Origin of the sequence: Gelidibacter sp. (genome assembly GCF_039916245.1) — a bacterium.
Classification (GTDB): Bacteria; Bacteroidota; Bacteroidia; order Flavobacteriales; family Flavobacteriaceae; genus Gelidibacter.
This window is the reverse complement of sequence record NZ_JBDSLS010000219.1, coordinates 1-20,247: the sequence shown is the minus strand read 5'-3', so window position 1 is coordinate 20,247 and position 20,247 is coordinate 1. Positions and strand designations below refer to the sequence as shown.

General features: G+C 37.7%; 19 protein-coding genes and 1 pseudogene. 12 read left to right on the top strand and 8 right to left on the bottom strand.

Translation table 11 applies throughout. The annotated features are described in order from the left end of the window. The 3 genes and pseudogenes from ABIQ28_RS11630 to ABIQ28_RS11620 form a co-directional block, all read left to right on the top strand. A pseudogene (locus ABIQ28_RS11630) lies at positions 1-821 on the top strand (signal recognition particle protein); the annotation flags it as partial. Positions 822-901: 80 nt separating this feature from the next. Next, the gene (locus ABIQ28_RS11625; RefSeq protein ID WP_348037473.1) at positions 902-1,276 is read left to right on the top strand and encodes a four helix bundle protein; all 375 of its coding nucleotides are present in this window, start codon (positions 902-904) and stop codon (positions 1,274-1,276) included. Positions 1,277-1,574: 298 nt separating this feature from the next. Then, the gene (locus tag ABIQ28_RS11620) at positions 1,575-2,456 is read left to right on the top strand and encodes a tetrahydrofolate dehydrogenase/cyclohydrolase catalytic domain-containing protein (protein WP_348037471.1); all 882 of its coding nucleotides are present in this window, start codon (positions 1,575-1,577) and stop codon (positions 2,454-2,456) included. Positions 2,457-2,581: 125 nt separating this feature from the next. On the opposite strand, the gene ABIQ28_RS11615 is transcribed toward ABIQ28_RS11620, so the two are convergent. From ABIQ28_RS11615 to ABIQ28_RS11585, 7 genes are all read right to left on the bottom strand, one after another. Next, positions 2,582-3,007, bottom strand: a complete 426-nt coding sequence (locus tag ABIQ28_RS11615) for a VOC family protein (RefSeq protein WP_348037469.1) — start codon at positions 3,005-3,007, stop codon at positions 2,582-2,584. Between the two features lie 35 nt (positions 3,008-3,042). Further along, a complete protein-coding gene (gene rluF, locus ABIQ28_RS11610) occupies positions 3,043-3,825 on the bottom strand; it encodes a 23S rRNA pseudouridine(2604) synthase RluF (RefSeq protein ID WP_348037467.1) in 783 nt (260 codons plus the stop codon). Between the two features lie 17 nt (positions 3,826-3,842). Continuing rightward, on the bottom strand, positions 3,843-4,670 hold the full coding sequence (locus ABIQ28_RS11605; RefSeq protein ID WP_348037465.1) for an alpha/beta hydrolase: 828 nt from the start codon (positions 4,668-4,670) through the stop codon (positions 3,843-3,845). Between the two features lie 17 nt (positions 4,671-4,687). After that, positions 4,688-5,056: a cupin domain-containing protein gene (locus ABIQ28_RS11600; protein WP_348037463.1), complete on the bottom strand. Its 369-nt coding sequence runs from the start codon at positions 5,054-5,056 to the stop codon at positions 4,688-4,690. Positions 5,057-5,219: 163 nt separating this feature from the next. Beyond that, positions 5,220-6,203, bottom strand: a complete 984-nt coding sequence (locus tag ABIQ28_RS11595; RefSeq protein ID WP_348037461.1) for a YitT family protein — start codon at positions 6,201-6,203, stop codon at positions 5,220-5,222. A gap of 17 nt (positions 6,204-6,220) precedes the next feature. Then, on the bottom strand, positions 6,221-6,775 hold the full coding sequence (locus ABIQ28_RS11590) for a hypothetical protein (protein ID WP_348037459.1): 555 nt from the start codon (positions 6,773-6,775) through the stop codon (positions 6,221-6,223). Between the two features lie 63 nt (positions 6,776-6,838). After that, positions 6,839-8,380, bottom strand: a complete 1,542-nt coding sequence (locus tag ABIQ28_RS11585) for a helicase HerA-like domain-containing protein (protein WP_348037475.1) — start codon at positions 8,378-8,380, stop codon at positions 6,839-6,841. 57 nt (positions 8,381-8,437) lie between these two features. Here ABIQ28_RS11585 and ABIQ28_RS11580 point away from each other — a divergent pair, with 57 nt between their 5' ends. Further along, complete coding sequence (locus ABIQ28_RS11580; RefSeq protein ID WP_348037457.1) at positions 8,438-8,884, top strand: RidA family protein; 447 nt, start codon at positions 8,438-8,440, stop codon at positions 8,882-8,884. Between the two features lie 55 nt (positions 8,885-8,939). Next, positions 8,940-9,572, top strand: a complete 633-nt coding sequence (locus ABIQ28_RS11575) for a 7-carboxy-7-deazaguanine synthase QueE (RefSeq protein WP_348037455.1) — start codon at positions 8,940-8,942, stop codon at positions 9,570-9,572. Positions 9,573-9,629: 57 nt separating this feature from the next. Here ABIQ28_RS11575 and ABIQ28_RS11570 read toward each other — a convergent pair whose 3' ends face one another. After that, complete coding sequence (locus tag ABIQ28_RS11570; RefSeq protein WP_348037453.1) at positions 9,630-10,172, bottom strand: DUF2911 domain-containing protein; 543 nt, start codon at positions 10,170-10,172, stop codon at positions 9,630-9,632. 256 nt (positions 10,173-10,428) lie between these two features. On the opposite strand from ABIQ28_RS11570, the gene asnB reads away from it, so the two are divergent. The 7 genes from asnB to secD all read left to right on the top strand — a co-directional run. Beyond that, positions 10,429-12,099, top strand: coding sequence for an asparagine synthase B (gene asnB / locus ABIQ28_RS11565; protein WP_348037451.1), 1,671 nt, complete (start codon positions 10,429-10,431; stop codon positions 12,097-12,099). Positions 12,100-12,559: 460 nt separating this feature from the next. Next, the gene (gene gyrB / locus ABIQ28_RS11560; protein WP_348037449.1) at positions 12,560-14,500 is read left to right on the top strand and encodes a DNA topoisomerase (ATP-hydrolyzing) subunit B; all 1,941 of its coding nucleotides are present in this window, start codon (positions 12,560-12,562) and stop codon (positions 14,498-14,500) included. 168 nt (positions 14,501-14,668) lie between these two features. Further along, a complete protein-coding gene (locus ABIQ28_RS11555) occupies positions 14,669-15,715 on the top strand; it encodes a DUF6588 family protein (RefSeq protein WP_348037447.1) in 1,047 nt (348 codons plus the stop codon). Positions 15,716-15,845: 130 nt separating this feature from the next. Beyond that, positions 15,846-16,766, top strand: a complete 921-nt coding sequence (mdh, locus tag ABIQ28_RS11550) for a malate dehydrogenase (protein ID WP_348037445.1) — start codon at positions 15,846-15,848, stop codon at positions 16,764-16,766. A gap of 94 nt (positions 16,767-16,860) precedes the next feature. Further along, positions 16,861-17,523 (top strand): DUF4412 domain-containing protein, encoded by a 663-nt coding sequence (locus ABIQ28_RS11545; protein WP_348037443.1) that lies wholly within the window; start codon positions 16,861-16,863, stop codon positions 17,521-17,523. Positions 17,524-17,624: 101 nt separating this feature from the next. Beyond that, positions 17,625-18,305: a hypothetical protein gene (locus tag ABIQ28_RS11540; RefSeq protein WP_348037441.1), complete on the top strand. Its 681-nt coding sequence runs from the start codon at positions 17,625-17,627 to the stop codon at positions 18,303-18,305. Positions 18,306-18,505: 200 nt separating this feature from the next. Further along, on the top strand, positions 18,506-20,247 hold a 1,742-nt coding region (secD, locus tag ABIQ28_RS11535; protein WP_348037439.1), incomplete at its 3' end, for a protein translocase subunit SecD.

Below are 20,247 nucleotides of genomic sequence, written 5' to 3'. Positions count from 1 at the left end.
TTGCCAAAGCAGGTGTTGCTTATGCTAAAGCTAATGGCTTTAACGTGGTTATTATAGATACCGCTGGACGTTTGGCAGTTGATGAGGCAATGATGACCGAGATTTCGAACATTCATAAAGCTATTCAACCGCAAGAAACCTTATTTGTGGTCGATGCCATGACCGGTCAAGATGCTGTTAATACGGCAAAAGCCTTTAATGATGTCTTAAATTTTGATGGTGTTATCCTTACCAAATTAGATGGTGATACTCGTGGTGGTGCGGCCATTTCGATTAAAGCTGTAGTCAATAAGCCGATTAAGTTTATTGGTACTGGTGAGAAAATGGAAGCTATTGATATCTTCTATCCATCACGTATGGCCGATCGTATTTTGGGGATGGGTGACGTTGTTTCTCTTGTTGAACGTGCTCAGGAGCAGTTTGATGAAGAGGAAGCACGCAAACTTCAGAAGAAAATTGCAAAGAATCAATTCGGTTTTGATGATTTCTTGAAGCAAATTCAGCAGATCAAAAAGATGGGGAACATGAAGGATCTTATCGGCATGATTCCTGGAGCTGGAAAAATGATGAAAGATGTTGATATCGATGATGATGCTTTCAAAGGTATTGAAGCGATCATCCACTCCATGACGGTTGAGGAAAGAACTAATCCATCAATCATTAATGCTAGTAGAAAGAAGCGTATTGGTAAAGGTTCAGGAACTTCGGTTCAGGAAGTGAATCAGTTGCTGAAACAATTTGACCAAATGAGCAAGATGATGAAGATGATGCAAGGTGGCAAAGGAAAGGCCATGATGCAGGCGATGAAGAATATGAAGTAGGTTTTTAGTTTTTAGTCTCAGTTTTCAGTCTCAGTCGCGGTGGACAGTCTCAGATTTTGGTCACAGTAAAAAAACTAAGTATGGATTTCAAGAAATTAATAGCATATAAAAAATCATTTGATTTAGGGATGGCTATTTATGATTTTTCTAAATCCTTTCCAAAAGAGGAAACTTACGCTTTAACTGATCAAATTAGAAGAAGTTCCCGATCTGTTTCTGCAAATATTGCAGAGTCATATCGAAAAAGAAGATATCCCAGGCATTTCATTAGTAAATTGACAGATGCTGATGGAGAAAATTCAGAAACAAGTGTATGGTTGGATTATGCCCTGGCTTGTGAATATTTGAAAAGAGAAGATTTTGAAAAATTAGAAAAAGAAGTCATTGAAATTGGAAAGTTAATTAATTATATGATTAATAATCCTGACAAATTTGGAGTGAAACCAGAAGAGTGAACCTTTGAGTCTCAGTTTTCAGTCTCGGTTTTCAGTCACAGTAGTGGAGCGATAATAGATGATTTTGAAAAGTTAGAAAAGAAGTAATTAAAATAGGAAAGTTGATTAATTATCCTGATAAATTTTGAGTAAAACCGGAAGAGTGAGTACTGAAAACTGACACTGCGACTGAAAACTATTAGAGAAGTTAATTATATGATTAACGACCCTAATTGATTTGGGAAAAACCTCAAGAGTAAGCAACTGAATACTGCCACTGCGACTGAAAACTACTCGCAGCTAATCAAATATAAAACACATGGTATTACTAGACGGAAAAAAAGTAAGCAACGACATTAAGAATGAAATTGCTGAACAGGTTAAAAAAATGAAAGCTAATGGCGAAAAGGCACCGCATCTTGCTGCGATAATAGTGGGCAATGATGGTGCGAGTTTAACTTATGTGGCTAGTAAAGTGAAAGCCTGTGAGCGTGTGGGATTTGATTCTACCATGGTGCGGATGTCCAACACCACCAGTGAAGTTGAATTGCTGGAAAAAATTCGTGAGTTAAATGAAAATCCAGATATTGATGGATTTATTATTCAGCTGCCATTACCAAAACAGATAGACACTCAAAAAGTACTTTTAGCTGTAGATCCAAATAAAGATGTGGATGGTTTCCATCCGATGAACTTTGGAAGAATGGCTTTGGATATGTCGACATTTATTCCTGCAACGCCGTTTGGGATATTGGAATTGTTAGACAGATACGGTGTGGAAACGCAAGGAAAACATACGGTTGTGATTGGTAGAAGCCACATTGTTGGAAGGCCGATGAGTATTTTGATGGGTAGAAAAGGATTCCCAGGAAACTCAACCGTTACTTTAACGCATAGCCATACCAAAAATATCACTCAAATTACTTCTCAGGCAGATATCATTATTTCTGCACTTGGCGTTCCGAATTTCTTAAAAGCGGAAATGGTTAAGGATGACGTAGTCATTATTGATGTTGGAATTACCAGAGTTCCTGATGAGAACAGCGAAAAAGGCTATCGAATTACAGGCGATGTGGATTTTGAAAACGTCAGTAAAAAAGCAAGCTTTATTACACCAGTACCTGGAGGTGTTGGGCCAATGACGATTGCCATGTTGCTTAAAAACACCTTGTTGGCACGCGAACGTCAATTTAAAATCTAATTAAATCTTAGGAATTACAAATCAGTATTTCGAAATTTAACTTATATAAAAATACGCTTAATCGTGTCAAGGATGACAACAGATTAAGCGTGTTTTTATTGATATAGCTTTAGATGTATTTTTTGCTATTTGGCAAATAATTGTCCCATATCCTTAAAGGCTTTAAATTCGAGTGCATTGCCAGCTGGATCTAGAAAAAACATGGTCGTCTGTTCTCCAACCTGACCCTCAAATCGGATATAAGGTTCTATTATAAATTGAACACCTTTAGCTCTGATATTTTCGGCAAAATCATGAAATACGTCCCATGGGAGCACTACACCATAATGAGGTACGGGCACATGCTTGCCATCCACAGGATTGGTGTGTAAATCTTCGGCTGATTTTTCTTTATAATGAATGACCAATTGATGTCCGAAGAAATTAAAATCCACCCAATGGTCAGAGCTTCTACCTTCCTCACAGTTTAAAATGTCCTTGTAAAAAGTTCTACATTCTTCAAGATTGTGAACGGGAATGGCAATGTGGAATGGCGATAATTCTGTAGTCATAGCTTATGGTGTTGATTTAATCAAATAACGTTTTACTAACTTTTTCTTCTGGATGGACGTTCTGCTGTCGGGATTTTTTTCGTTGGGTTTTCTATGACTTGTTTTGATGAATCTTCTAAGAGTTCATTTAAGTTTTTAAACTCCGCTTCAGTCAATTCGCGATGTGTACCAACCGGAATATCCAATTTGATATTCATGATTCGGATACGTTTTAAGGCCACAACTTCATAGTCCAAATACTCACACATCCTGCGGATTTGTCGGTTCAAACCTTGGGTCAGAATAATCCTGAATTCGTAGGTTCCTAATTTCTCAACCACACATTTGTTCGAAATGCGATCTAAAACGGGTACGCCATTCGACATGCGTTCAATAAAAGTTTGGGAAATAGGTTTGTCTACCGTTACAATATATTCCTTCTCGTTATTATTGGTGGCTCTTAAGATTTTGTTGACGATGTCGCCATCATCCGTCAGAAGGATTAATCCTTCACTAGGCTTATCGAGTCGACCAATTGGAAAAATGCGTTTAGGATACTTGATATAATCAATGATATTATCTTTTTCAACACGGGTATCGGTCGTGCATACTATTCCGATAGGTTTGTTGAAGGCCAAGTAAACAAATGCTTCCTTGGTATCTTTGATTGGTTTTCCATCCACATGAACGACATCCTTTTCTGAGATTTTTGTGCCCATTTCCGGGATTTTTCCGTTGATGGTTACGCGGCCTGCTTCAATGAGTTTGTCAGCTTCCCTGCGCGAGCAATAGCCAACTTCACTTAAAAATTTGTTGATTCGTTTGAGATTTTCTTCCATAAAACAAAGGTAATAGTTTATGCGTCAATAAATGCGTAAATATGTTCAGCAACTGAGGCATCGATTAAGGAATGGCCCAAACCTTTTGTAGTAATCAGTTTGCTGTTTTTGAAACTGTTTTTTATAAGCAAAGCATCCTTGTATGGAATAATACGATCATCTTCATCATGAATAATCAGTCCTTCGGATGCGATGGTTTCAAGAAATTTTGCCGTTGAAAAAGTCTCTGCCGGACTGCCAAAGCGTTCAACAATAGTGTGTTGTAATTCTGAAACAATGCGTTGATTATAGCCCAACATATCTGTATAGCGTTTCATAACATCTTTAAATTCTGACGGAGATCCAAGCAGAACTAATTTTTTTAATGGTGCGAATTGATATTTATGCTGAAAATAAACTGATGCCATCCCACCAACAGAATGCCCAATGATGATGTCTGGTGAAAACCGATTGGCAACTACATTTATGAACTCGGCGTATAATAGGGCATTAAATATGTTTCCCCCTGATCTTCCGTGAGCTGGTGCATCAAGAGCAACAACATTGAAACCTTTCTTTTTAAGATCGATGATTAGTTTTTTCCATCGCGCAGAATTGCTCTCCCAACCATGAGTTAAAAGTATGGTTTGTTTTGTGCCAAGCCATCTATAGGTCATGATCCGATGGTTTTCAAACTTCAACTCTTCTTGATAGGCGGTATGTAAAAAGTCGGACTGCTCCTCGTTTACTTTTCCAGCTCTTGGTGTCGTGAATAAATACATCGCCTTGTTGGCTGCATAAGGTTTGGATATATAACTCAGCATATTGATATAATTCCCGATTAATTTGACTACGAGTTCTTTCATAAATCTCTAAATAGGGATTAGTCTTCTCTGTTAACGAGATCCATAGAAAATGCTGGGAGACAAATAGCAAGGTATTCACAAGGCTCGGTATAAGGATTGGAATATTGAACCCGAGTGTTTTTTTGAATTTTTATCGATTCGCCAGCCGATAAGATTATGGTGTCTCCTTCGATGATAAATTGTTTTTTACCGCTGATGATAAATGTGTATTCATCAAATTCTGGGGTTTGAAAAGGTTCACTCCAACCTGCCGGTGCGACCATATGCGCAATGCTGATTTGGGAATTACCATCTGTAGCCCTTCCAAAGTGCTCTTTGATTATTTTTCCATCGGTTGTTGGTACAACAAATGGAGCGTTTTGAATTTTATAGCGTTTATTTGACATTCGTTTTTTCTGTTTTTAAATTTTAATCAATCAGTCCTCAGCCTGTCCGTACCGAAAAGGAACGTTCGGGCGGGTCATCAGTCCTCAGTCATCAGTCCTCGGTCTTCTGTCCTCGGTCATCAGTCCTCGGTCATCAGTCCTCGGTCATCCGTCATAAGACGCATCACTTTTTACTTTTATTTAAAGGTTTCCGTTTTATCATTCCGCCTTTAGTATCCTTCACAAGTCCCATGATAATAAATGCGTGTTCGTCAATTTTGTCGATTTCTGTATGTAGTTTCGCGAGTTCCAATCGGGTTACAACGGTATAGATAATATCTTTTTCATAGCTTTCGCCATGTGCGCCATAGCCGCCTTTTCCAGCATAAATGGTACAGGCGCATTTTAGTTTTGTAACAATCATTGTTTTGAGTGCTTGATGTTTTTCCGAAATGATGGTAACCCCAACATATTGTTCAACCCCATCCACAACAAAGTCGACCGTTTTTGCTGCAGATAAATAGGTCAATATCGCATATAGTGCAATTTCTATAGATAAAACATAGGCTGCAAACGAAAAAATGATAATATTAATCAGCAGTAATACGTCGCCAACTGTGATGGAGAGTTTTTTGCTGAGCCAAATGGCCAATACTTCTGTACCGTCAATAACACTGCCGCCTCTCATGGCTAACCCGATGCCCAACCCAAGAAAGAAACCTCCGAAAACTGCAATCAATAAACGATCTTCTGTTATTATTGGATAGTCCACATAATGTACGACGAGGGCTAATAAGGCAATGGTAATGCCACTTTTAATCGCAAATTTTGTGCTGAATGTTTTTATTGCAAGAATTAAAAAAGGAATGTTCACCAAAATTAGTAAATAACTCAAATCAATTTCGGTAAAATTATCTAAAAGTAAGGAAATACCCGTGGCACCGCCATCTATAAAACGATTGGGCAATAAAAACCCCTTCAAGCCAAAACCGGCTGAAAATACGCCAATGAGAAGAGAGGTGTAATCCTTTATCGCGTGCTTGATTTCTATTTTAATCTGTCGCGCTAAAGGGATGACTTGTCTATTTTTTATTGTTGCAGACGAGTTCTCTTGCTCAAGTTTTTTCCGAGCAATCGTGACTAACAGTTTTGAGAAAAATGAACTCATCTTTTATTTTTGTTGGTTTAGTTCCAATGCACGAAAAAATATTTAATTTTTGCGTTGTCCGGAATTTGAGAAGCCACAATCGATATGCTTCTATCAAAGCGAAGATTGGAAGGCAACTCGTTTTTGTCAATCGTGAACGAGGCATTGATTTCCTTGACGTTAACAATGATGAAGCTGATAAGATTATCGATTTTTGAAATGGTATAGGCCTTTTCGATATCCTTGAACGTGCTTAAAGTAGAAATCCCTTTCTCAGTCTTATATCGTGGATCCAAGATGCGAACACTGCTCACTGTTGCGGTTGAATCTGCTTTTGTTTTAGGAGAAATACTCAATAGCGGCTTGCCATCTTTGTCAAAGATGTTGATATCACTGATGTTTACCGTAAATTCATCTGCGCCTTTGTAATTGGCAATAGAATCTTTCTCAAAAATCATTTTTAAATCTTTGACTTGAGTGGAATCCGTTAAGTTTCCAATATTTTGTTTTTGAATCAGAAAAGGATCTTGATTTTTTCCGCAACTGGTCAATAAAAGAGAAACTATAGCAATGTAAATAAATGATTTATGCATTTGAAATATTGATTTTAACTCCAGTGAAATGGAGGTTTGTTATTGGGTGATAATGGTTTGTGATTACTTTTTCTTCATGACTTTGGACAAAATGCCAAAAACACTTCTTATAAATGTAGCGCTGGTTAGCACCTTTAAAACAGGATTCATTGCTGAACTGCGACGTGTGGTCGTCGGGCGTGGTTTGGACTGTGTTTTTTTTGAAGCTTCCGATGCTTTCTTGTCATTTTCTATTTGCTGTTCAGCCGCTGCACTTTTAATTTTTCTGTTCAACATTTCATAAGCACTGTCTCTGTCAATAGTGTCGTTGTATTTTTTGATCAATTTCGACTTTGAAAGTAAGCTCGATAGTTCGTTGTCAGTTAAAATATCCATTCTGCTCATGGGCGCACGCACCATGGTAGCCGCGAGAGGCGTTGGTTTGCCTTTTTCGTCCAAGGCGCTAACCAATGCTTCGCCAGTTCCTAGAGAAGTCAAAACACTTGCCGTGTCATAGTAGGACGAGTCGGGATAATTTTGGGCTGCTAACTTAATAGCTTTTCTGTCGTTTGCCGTAAATGCCCGTAAAGAATGCTGTACTTTTAATCCTAATTGACTCAATACAACTTCAGGAACGTCAGTTGGGTTTTGGGTTACAAAATAAATCCCGACACCTTTACTTCGGATGAGCTTGACAATAGTTTCAATTTGGTTTAAAAGCGCTTTCGATGCTTCATTAAAAATCAAATGTGCTTCTTCAATAAATAAGATAAGTTCCGGTCGGTCGGTATCTCCTTTTTCAGGAAAAGTAGTATAGATTTCAGCCAAAAGACTTAACATAAAAGTCGAAAACAATTTTGGGCGATCTTGAATGTCGGTCAATCTAATAATATTGATGTAACCTCTGCCATTTTCATCAACTCTCAGTAAGTCATCGACCTCGAAAGAGGTTTCTCCGAAAAACAAATCGGCACCTTGCTGCTCCAGTTCTACAAGTTTTCTTAGGATAGTACCTGTTGAAGCGGTTGAAATTCGGCCATATTCTTCCTCAAATTCAACTTTTCCTTCTTGGGTGGAATATTGCAAGATTTTTTTGAAATCCTTTAAATCCAATAGTGGCATTTGATGATCATCACAGTATTTGAAAATCACTGCAACAATACCCGACTGCGTATCTGACAAATCGAGAATGCGCGACAAGAGGACAGGGCCAAATTCGCTAATCGTCGCCCTTAATCGTACGCCATCTTGTTGAGATAGCGTTAAAATCTCAACAGGAAAAGCTTTTGATTCATAAGGAATGCCAATTTTTGCCTGACGTTCATCAATTTTTTGGTTTCTAGCACCTGCTTCTGCCAATCCGCTTAAATCGCCCTTAACATCCATTAATAGGACGGGGATTCCTTTTTCAGAAAGGTTTTCAGCTAATACCTGAAGGGTTTTGGTTTTTCCAGTTCCTGTCGCCCCAGCAATCAGTCCGTGTCGGTTCAATGTTTTTAAGGGAACATTTACAAAAGCGCCGGCAATAGGTTCGCCATCCAACATGGCGGTGCCTAAAGTAATAAACCCGCCTTTATTGGTGTTTCCGTCTTGAATCTGTTTTAAAAACTCATCTTTTCTGGCCATGAATTCTAAATTTTGCATAAAAATAGTGTAATTTTAGTCAAGTTAAAGAGATAAAAAATGAAACTTAAATCTGTTTTTTCCATCGTTTTACTCATGATGTTTGTCCTTGGGTGCAAACAGACTCCCAATGTGGTTGTGTTTCATGATTCGCATGAGCCAACAAAGCAAGACGCGCCGTTTAGTGATCTGGTTGAGAGCAATGGCTTTTTGTTTTTAAGCGGCCAAGTAGGAATGAATCACCAAACGCGAACGCTTGTTGATGGCGGAATTGAGGCGGAGACTAAACAGTGTATAGAAAATGTCAAGGCTGTTTTAGAGCATCATAAGTCATCTTTAGATAAAGTGGTTAAGTGTACCGTCATTTTAAGTGATATTGAAGATTTTGCTGCATTTAATAAAATATACAAGGAATATTTTCCAAATAAACCTGCGCGAACAACCTTTGCTGCAAGTGGTCTGGCGGTCAATGCGAGCATAGAAATTGACGTAATTGCCTCCAAATAAAAACTTCTATTACTTGCCATCCAACTTTTAGGATTATGAAGTATCTTTGCACCCTATGACAAAGAGTGAAAAACAAGAATTGATAGATAAAGGTCTTTTATTGCCTTTAATGGAGGAGTTTTATACGATACAAGGCGAAGGTTACCATAAGGGAACGGCGGCTTATTTTATAAGACTTGGGGGTTGTGATGTGGGATGTCATTGGTGTGATGTCAAAGAAAGCTGGAATGCTGAACTGCATCCACCAACCATGATAGACGCTATTGTTGAAAATGCCGCTCGATATAGTAAAACCATTGTGATTACTGGAGGAGAACCTTTAATGTGGGATATGGATCCCTTAACTGCAAAATTAAAGGAGAAAGGGATGCAAACGCATATTGAAACCTCTGGTGCTTATCAATTAACCGGAACTTGGGATTGGATCTGTCTCTCTCCCAAAAAGTTGAAACTCCCTACTCAAGCGGTTTACGAAAATGCCAACGAGTTAAAATGCATTATCTTTAATAAAGACGATTTCCGGTTTGCCGAAGAGCAGGCTGCAAAAGTGACTGCCGATTGCATTTTATATTTGCAACCAGAATGGAGCAATCGCGATAAGATGGTGCCATTAATCGTTGATTATGTGATGGCAAATCCGCAGTGGAAAGTGTCCTTGCAAACGCATAAATATTTGAATATTCCATAAAATAAAAAAGAGTCTAACAAAATGCTAGACTCTTTTTTTTATCTCAAAAGATAATGACTATAGTATCGTAAAAGGCACTTTGATTCTTAACATGCCCCATCCCATATACATCTCTGCTCCTGTTGGTGATTCTTCAAAAACAATAGAGAAAGCTTCTAAAATATCCTTGCTTTTGGTTACGGGCACTTTTATGCGAGCCACATCATTTTCTTGTTTGTAAGTATAAGCACCCCAAACATTAATTTCTGAACTCAAAATAATCGTCCATTCTTTGTCTCCAGGAATTGTAAATAAAGAATAGGTTCCCGGTTTAACCTTGGTATTTCCAAACTTCACAGGTTTGTAAAAGGTAATTTCAGTGGCCTCATTGGCACCTGTTCTCCAAACATCATCATTTGGTGCTAATTTGTTCAGGTCACGTCCTTTTAATTGTGGTCGGCTATAAATAACTTTTATGGCCTTTTCAGAAATTTTATAACTGCTCGGGTAGGTTGCAGCATCCATTGGACTTGGATCTAGATCTGGAAATTTTTGTGCATTGGCCGTAAAAGTGAATGCCAAAGTCAAGGTTAATGCTAGTGATTTAAAGACTGTTTTCATAGAATTCTATTTTGTTTTGAGGATAAATTTAAGAATTAATTGTCTTAAAGTAATTATAAAGTTTATTGCTAAGACGGAAGTTTACATTTATTATAAAATTCCAGCATTTAAAATAAATGAGCTTTTAAATTAAAGATAAAAACTGTTATTTAGTTACAAATTGTAACCATTTTTGACTAATTGGTTTTATAATTAGTATGATGTTCGCATATTTGCCTAAGATTTATAATAAATATTAATACTAAAGAATATCATCATGTGTGGAATTGTATGTGCCTTTGATTTAAAACAGAAAGCAGAAGATTTAAGACCTCAATTATTGGAAATGTCTAAAATAATCCGTCACCGCGGACCGGATTGGAGTGGCGTTTTTAATAATGACAAAGCGATCATGACCCATGAGCGTTTGGCGATCGTTGACCCTGCTTCAGGAAAGCAACCTTTATTTAGTGAAGACAAAAAATTAGTCTTGGCTGCGAATGGCGAAATCTACAATCACAGAGCGTTAAGAAAACAATTTCCTGATTACAAGTTTCAAACTGAAAGCGATTGTGAAGTGATCTTGGCTTTATATCAAGAAAAAGGGGTTGATTTTATTGATGAGATGAACGGTATCTTCGGATTTGCCATTTATGATGTTGAAAAAGATGAGTATTTCATAGCTCGTGACCATATGGGAATTATTCCTTTATATATTGGATGGGATCAAAACGGAACCTTTTATGTCGCTTCAGAATTGAAAGCGTTGGAAGGTTACTGTACAAAAATTGAATTATTTCCTCCAGGGCATTATATGAGCAGCAAGGATGGCAAATTCGTGCAGTGGTACAAACGCGAATGGGTCGATTTTGATGCGGTCAAGGATAACGAAACCAGCATTAAAGCCATTAAAGAAGCTTTAGAGGCTGCTGTGCACAGGCAATTGATGAGTGATGTGCCTTATGGGGTGTTGCTTTCTGGCGGATTGGATTCGTCGGTAACATCGGCCATTGCTAAAAAATATGCCGACAGACGCATCGAATCTGATGATACGCAAGCGGCTTGGTACCCACAATTGCATAGTTTTTCTGTAGGATTGGAAGGTTCGCCAGATTTGGCTGCCGCAAGAGTCGTGGCAGATCATATCGGAACCGTTCATCACGAAATAAAATTTACCATTCAAGAAGGTTTGGATGCATTGAGAGATGTTATTTATAACCTCGAAACTTATGATGTCACTACTATTCGTGCCAGTACGCCAATGTATTTGATGGCGCGTGTGATCAAGTCGATGGGTATTAAAATGGTGTTGTCTGGAGAAGGTGCGGACGAATTGTTTGGGGGTTATCTTTATTTCCACAAAGCGCCAAATCCTCGCGAATTTCATGAAGAAACAGTGCGTAAATTGAGTAAATTGCATATGTACGATTGTTTGCGTGCTAACAAAAGCTTGGCAGCATGGGGAATTGAAGGTCGTACACCATTTTTAGATAAAGAATTTATGGATGTTGCCATGCGCGTTAACCCACAAGATAAAATGATCAACGGCGAGCGTATGGAAAAATGGGTAGTTCGTAAGGCATTTGAAGATATGTTGCCAGAAAGTATCGTTTGGAGGCAGAAAGAACAATTTAGTGATGGTGTAGGCTATAGCTGGATTGATACCTTAAAATTAATGGTAAACAACGAAGTGAGCGATGAGCAATTGGCAAATGCCAAATACAAGTTCCCATTGCAAACGCCAACAAGCAAGGAGGAGTTTTATTACCGTTCTATTTTCGCAGAATATTTCCCAAGTGATACGGCTGCATTATGTGTGCCTCAGGAAGCCTCAGTGGCTTGTAGTACAAAAATTGCTTTAGAGTGGGATGAGAGCTTTAAAAACATGAACGACCCTAGTGGACGTGCAGTTTCAAAAGTACATACAGATGCTTATGTGAAAGCTTAAATCCTTTATAAACTTGAATTTTTAAATTTCAAAATCTCGCCTTAGCGAGATTTTGTTGTTTTTACTCTTTTTAAGAGATGTTAAAGTCTGTTGAAATCTATTTTAAGGTGTTTTTTAAGCGATTTAAGCTCTTTTTAAGTAATTAACAAATGTTGATAATTTCAACAGTTAATCCGTGAAATACTTTTAAAAGGCCTCTGTATTTCGTATCTTTGTGAGTATCCAAAAATGATGCGCGAGTATCATTTTTTTTATGGCTTTTAATCAGCCGGGATAAGAACCTCAAGTCGAATTTCTTTGATTCAATAGTATAGAATATTGAGTTGTTGGAATGGATAATAGAAAATAAAAATAATTAATAGACAATTATATATGAAACGAGCATGCTAAAAATTAATCGCCCAAGGGAATGATTAATTGCGAACAGCATGTGACCATTAAAAACAATAAATAAAAACACATGAAAGAAGAGTTTAATAAGGATAATTATTCAGCGGATAGCATTCAGGCCTTAGAAGGCATGGAGCACGTGCGTTTGCGTCCTTCCATGTATATTGGAGACACGGGAACGCGAGGTTTGCACCATTTGGTTTATGAGGTGGTGGATAACTCCATTGATGAGGCCATGGCCGGACATTGTAATAATATTACGGTAATCATCAATGAGGATAATTCTATTACTACCGAAGATGATGGTCGTGGAATTCCTATTGATTTACACAAAAAAGAAGGCGTTTCTGCACTAGAGGTCGTTATGACCAAGATTGGTGCGGGTGGGAAATTCGATAAAGATTCCTACAAGGTTTCTGGTGGATTGCATGGTGTTGGTGTCAGTTGTGTGAACGCACTATCTGAACATTTGACGGCATTGGTTTATAGAAATGGCGAAGTCTGGGAGCAGGAATACGAAAAAGGGAAACCAATGTATCCTGTAAAGAAGGTGGGAGAATCTGATAAAAGAGGAACGTCGATTACTTTTAAACCCGATGCAACAATTTTTACGCATACCGTAGAATATAGTTATGATACGTTAGCAAGTAGAATGCGTGAGCTCGCCTATCTTAATAAAGGAATTACAATTCACTTAATTGATAAACGTCATAAAAAGGATGACGGCACTTTTGAGGGTGAAACATTTCATTCAGAAGAAGGTCTTAAGGAGTTTATCAAGTTCTTAGATGGAAATCGTGAGCCATTAACGAAAGATGTTATTGCGTTTGAGGGGGAGAAGAATGGTGTTCCTGTTGAGGTTGCCATGATTTATAATACCAGTTATGCTGAAAACTTGCACTCCTATGTTAACAATATTAACACGCATGAAGGTGGAACGCATTTGTCAGGATTTAGACGTGGTTTGACCCATACGCTTAAAAAATATGCGGATGATTCCGGATTGCTAAAAAATTTGAAATTCGAAATTGCAGGTGATGACTTCCGTGAAGGATTAACGGCCATTATTTCTGTAAAAGTTCAAGAGCCACAATTTGAAGGGCAAACAAAAACTAAGTTAGGAAATAGAGAAGTTTCAGCATCGGTAAGCCAAGCGGTTTCTGAAATGTTGACTAATTATTTGGAAGAACATCCAGAAGATGCTAAAATTATTGTTCAAAAGGTAATTTTAGCAGCTCAAGCACGTCACGCCGCTCAAAAAGCACGTGAAATGGTACAGCGTAAAACTGTCATGAGTATTGGAGGTTTACCTGGGAAACTGAGTGACTGTTCCGAACAAGATCCTGCACTATGTGAAGTGTTTCTAGTCGAGGGTGATTCGGCAGGTGGAACTGCAAAACAAGGTCGTGACAGAGCGTTTCAGGCCATCTTACCTTTACGAGGTAAAATCCTGAACGTTGAAAAAGCAATGACCCACCGTGTTTTTGAAAATGAAGAGATCAAGAATATCTTTACAGCTTTGGGCGTTACCATTGGTACCGAAGAAGATAGTAAAGCGCTTAACCTTTCAAAATTACGTTACCATAAAGTAGTAATTATGTGTGATGCTGATATTGATGGTAGCCACATTGCTACTTTAATTTTGACGTTCTTCTTCAGATATATGAAAGAATTGATTGAAAACGGTCATATATATATTGCCACACCACCTTTGTATTTGGTTAAAAAAGGCCAAAGAAAAGAGTATGCTTGGAGTGATAAGGAACGTGATGAAATCTCAGAACAATTTGGTGGAAGCGTAGGAATCCAACGATATAAAGGTCTTGGGGAGATGAATGCCGAGCAGCTTTGGGATACGACCATGAATCCAGACTACCGTACCTTGCGTCAAGTTCAAATTGACAATGGCGCAGAAGCTGATCGTGTATTCTCAATGTTGATGGGTGATGAAGTGCCGCCACGTAGAGAATTTATTGAGAAAAATGCAATTTATGCGAAAATCGATGCCTAAACGGATCTGATTGTTATTTAATAATGTAAAAAACACCTTAATTCTTAGGTGTTTTTTTATGGCCATATGTTTCGTGGATTAATATTTAGTGTTAGCTCATAAAATCAAGGGATGTGTTGTTTATTAGGGAATTTGTATAAATTTGCCGCGATTTTAATCTACCTTCAAATGAGAAAATTTATTGCCTCTTTTATTATAATTCTTAGTGTCCAATTAAGTAAAGCGCAAGAACTGGAAACTATTTTATTAGCAGCAGATGACGCGAGTTTGTTAACTCAAAAATATTTAAATCCTGGGATGAAGGGCTTAATGTTTAGTATAAATGACGGATGGGCAACCACGGCTAAAGTTCATAAAAAATTTGGTTTCGATATTACTATCGGGGTCAATGCGTCGTTTGTACCAAATAATGCGAAGAACTTTGCGTTCGTGGCTAGCGATTATAAATATGTAAGCCTGCCAGATGGAGAAACTCAATTGCCAACTGTTATGAGTGATAATGATGCCGAGATTAGGGTAGATATCTCTGTGCCCAATGGAAACGGAACCTATCGCGTTGGAAGTTTTACAATGCCAGGGGGAATTACTAAAGATTTACCTGTTAATGCCGTGCCAGCACCAACGGTGCAGATTGGGTTTGGATTACCTTTCAATACGGATATTAAAGCACGCTTTGTACCAAAATTAAATTTTGATGAGGATTTAGAAGCTAGCTTATATGGTCTAGGCTTGCAACATGATTTAACCCAGTATTTTGGACCAATGGAGAATTTGCCGTTGAGCATTTCTGTATTAGGTGCCTTTACAAATATGAGCGTCGGGTATGCCATATTGGATGAAGATCCTAATGATGATGTGGCCGTGACCAATGGCAAAGTCGATTATAAAATGAACACATGGACTGTTCAGGCTTTGACGTCTTTGGACTTTAAAATTATTACCTTATATGGGAGTGTAGGTTATAACAATGGCAAAACATCGGTTAAAATGAAAGGAGACTACGTTTTAACTTATGATATTGAAGATGCCAACGGAAATCTGATTGGTACCACTCAAGAATCCATCAGCAATCCTTTAAATTTAGATTTTGAAGCCAATGGTATGAGAGCAACATTAGGTACGCGACTTAACCTAAGTATCTTTAAGATATTTGCAGATTATACCTTCCAGAATTACAATACGGCAACGGTTGGTATTGCATTTAGCGTGAGATAATTGATTTTACTATATATTAATGCAGAAAGCACAAGAGGAAATTTTGTGCTTTCTTTATTAAAAGCATTTTTATTCGTAATTTCGCTATCATTTTAAACATGAAGTTTCACATTAAAAAACATATATAATTATGAAAGTTACAGTAGTTGGAGCAGGAGCCGTTGGAGCAAGCTGCGCAGAATATATCGCAATCAAAAATTTTGCAAGTGAAGTTATTCTGTTGGATATTAAAGAAGGTTTTGCTGAAGGTAAAGCAATGGACTTGATGCAAACCGCTTCCTTAAATGGTTTTGACACAAAAATATCAGGAGTCACTAATGATTATTCAAAAACGGCAGAAAGTGATGTTTGCGTAATTACCTCTGGTATTCCTCGTAAACCAGGAATGACACGTGAGGAATTAATTGGTATTAACGCCGGTATTGTAAAAGAAGTATCTTCAAGTTTAATTAAATATTCTCCAAACACCATCATTATCGTCGTCAGTAATCCGATGGATACCATGACTTATTTGGTTCATAAATCGACAAATCTTCCAAAAAATAGAATTATTGGAATGGGTGGCGCGTTGGATTCTGCACGTTTTAAATACAGATTAGCAGAAGCTCTTGAGGCTCCAATAAGTGATGTTGACGGAATGGTTATTGGTGGTCATAGTGATACAGGAATGGTGCCTTTAACACGTTTGGCGACTAGAAACAGCGTGCCAGTATCTGAGTTTTTATCAGAAGAGCGCTTAAGCCAAGTTATGGAAGACACCAAAGTAGGTGGTGCAACATTGACCAAGTTATTGGGTACGTCAGCATGGTACGCGCCGGGAGCAGCGGTTAGTGCAATGGTTCAGGCGATTGCATGTGACCAAAAGAAAATGTTCCCTTGCTCCGTATTGTTGGAAGGCGAATACGGATTGAATGATATTTGTATTGGAGCTCCCGTAATTTTGGGTCGTAACGGTATCGAAAAAATTGTAGAAATTGAATTGAGCGATGCTGAAAAAGCGCACATGATTGAAAGCGCTGATGGTGTTCGTAAGACTAATGATTTACTGTAATCAGTAAATTATAAGTATGTAGAATTATATGTGCCTAAAGTCGGAAATTATGATTTTAGGCACTTATCTCATTAATTTAAAACCAAACAAAACCATGAGAAAAATACTGTTTATTACAATGTGCATCTTGAGCGTTTCCATGTACGCTCAAAAGCAAATTGATGAAGGTGTCATCATTTCAAAGCAAACGATGTCAAGTGATAATCCACAAATGAATGCACAGTTGGCCATGTTGGGCGAAATGATTTCAACGACTTATTTTAAGAATGATAAATCCCGTTCTGAAACAAGTAGTCCGATGGCCGGAACGACAGTGTTTATTGCAGACAATGCTTCGAAAAAGGCGATGGTGTTAATGGACAATGCCATGATTGGTAAAAAATACATGGAATCAGACATTCAGCCATCGGAGGAGGATTTAAAGAATGTGACCATCGAAAAAACCAATGAGAAAAAGACGGTGCTTGGCTATGAATGCACAAAGTACAATGTGACCATGAAAAAGGATGGTGCAGATGTGAAAATGGCAATTTATACTACCGATAAATTAAAAGCTATTTCTCAGCAAACTGCGGCACTTGGAAAGGATTTTAAAGGATTTCCATTGTATATGACTGCAGCAGTTGCTCAACAAGGCATGACTTTAAATATGACTATTGAAGTTACAGAGATCAAGGCAGAAAAAGTATCTGACGATAAATTTAATTTGACGCCACCTGAAGGCTATTCAAAAGTGGATAATCTTCCAGGTATGTAAGCCCATTTGAATACTTTAATAATACTTGAGGACTGTAGAAATGCAGTCTTTATTTTTTCATATATTTGGCGAATTGAAAATCCGCGCCCAAATTTTAATTTTTGAAATTCCAAAACGGATCCAAGCCCTACGCGTTGAAAAACATTAAAGACATAATCATCCAACCAAAATGGTACCTCGGTGCAGCACTCATCTTTATTGCTGTATTAGGAAGTGTTTTAGGGCAGCAGCAAACCACAATTCCAAATCAGGAAATTGTATTGCAGTTTACCAATGAGGACATTTCTTTAAACGACGCCCAACGTACAATTGATATTGTAGAGCAAGAGTTACAGCGCATTGGTGTTGCAGATATTCAGGTTAGTGAAAAAGAAGATGGCCGATTGGTCATCAGTTATTACAGTAAAACCAATGTAGAGCGAATTAAAAAATTGTTATCTACTCAAAAAGAACTTGCTTTAGGCTTTGTTTCTTCGGATAAAAATGAATTTCCTTTCCAATTTCCTTCAAAAGAGACATCCATAAGCTATAATCTTGATGTTTATGAAATTCATCATGGTCAAACGTCGTATTCGAGTTTAGGTGGCAAATGTGCTATCGAACTTAAGTCAGGCCAACAGCGATTTTTAAATCCTAACTTTTATATTCCTTGTGAAGCACCATTTATTGTTAACACAGAACAAATTTTAAAAGTAAACTTCAGCTTTCAAAGAGCTGTTGTAATTGCAAAAGATTACCGATCACATAAAATCCCTGAAGTCAGGGCAGGCCCTTTGTCCTAAAGGGTTTAAAGTTTTTTTGCTTTTAATAATTCCTTTTTACCTTCAAAATAAACGATGAGACGTTCAAAAAGCAGCACTCATTTCTATAAAGCTATATGAGCTTTAAACAATTCATACTTAATCATTAAAAACAATTGTCAAATCGTCCGTAAACTCTATATTTGCGCGTTGAAAAATTTGACTTAAAAAAAATTAAAGTAATGCAAAACAAAGGATTAGTAAAGCTGTTTGCTGTGTTATTTGGTTTGGTAAGTATCTACCAATTATCATTTACATTCAAAGCGAACCAGATTGATGATCGTGCCGAGGAATATGCGGCGCGTAAATCTGATGACCCAATAAAACGAGCAGCAGATGAGGCAAGTTATTTAGATTCCATTTCAAACCAAAAGGTGTTTGACATGGGGATTGCAAGTTATACTTACAATGAGGTAAAAGACAAGGCTATGAACTTGGGGCTTGACCTTAAAGGTGGTATTAACGTTATTCTTCAAATTTCTGTTAAAGACGTTTTAAAAGGTCTTTCAAACAACAGTAAAGACCCTGTTTTTAATAAGGCTTTAGATGATGCCACTGAGCTTCAAAAAACAAGTCAAAATCCTTATGTTGATGACTTTTTTATCGCTTTTGATAAAATAAAAGGCAATCAAAAATTAGCGTCTCCAGAGATTTTTGCTAACAGAACCTTAAGTGAAGAAATCACTTTTGATATGTCTGATCGTGCGGTACAGCCAATCATCAGAAAAAAAGTTGACGAGTCTATTATCTCTGCCTTTGAAGTATTGCGTAAACGTATTGATAAATTTGGAGTTACTTCTCCAAATATTCAGCGTTTAGGAAATACAGGACGTATCCTTGTAGAACTTCCTGGAGCCAAAGATGTAGAACGTATCAAAAACCTATTGCAAAGTACTGCACAGTTAGAGTTTTGGGATGTTTATAAAGGTGAAGAGTTTCTTCCGTTTTTAGCGCAAGCTAACGAAACATTAAAGCCTTTAGTAAACAAAGGAGTTAAAAGTGAAGTTGTTGAAACTGAAATTGTAACTGATACAATTGATGATGCCGATAGTAAAATTAAGGAATTGACTGGTGTCATTGCCCAAACAGATTCAACTGAAGTTGGCGAAAACCCAATTTTAGATTTATTAAGAGGTTACGGATCTGGTGGTCCAGTAGTGGCTACTTTTGAAGCGAAAGATAAAGATCAAATCATGGCTTATTTAAATATGCCACAAGTTCGTTCTTTATTGCCAGCCGATCAACGTTACGTGAAATTTGCATGGGGAATCCAAGCAAAAAACAGTGAGTTTGTCGATTTATATGCCATTAAAGGCAACAGAGATAATACACCAGAATTGAGTGGAGCTGTTATCACTGATGCAAGTCAACAATATACCCAAAGAAATCAACCTTCTGTAAGCATGCAAATGAACACAAAAGGCGCTAAGATTTGGGAGGAAATGACTGGAAGAGCTTATGCTCAACAAAGTCAAATTGCTATCGTTCTTGATGATATCGTATATTCTGCTCCAGGTGTGACTACAGGTCCTATTTCTGGTGGAAATTCAGAAATCTCAGGGTCTTTTACACTTAACGAAGCCATTGACTTAGCAAACGTTTTAAGAGCTGGTAAATTACCTGCAAAAGCTGAAATCGTTCAAGCGGACGAAGTTGGTGCGTCATTAGGTCAAGAGGCTATTCAAAGTGGTACGTCGTCTTTCTTAATTGCTTTGGGCTTAGTATTAGTTTGGATGGTTATTTATTATGGTAGAGGTGGTCTTTTCGCCGACGTTGCTTTATTGTTGAACATCTTATTGATTTTTGGTGTGCTTTCGGGATTAGGCGCGGTGTTAACGCTTCCTGGTTTAGCGGGTATCGTATTGACCATTGGTATGTCCGTGGATGCGAACGTAATTATCTTTGAGAGGATTAAAGAAGAATT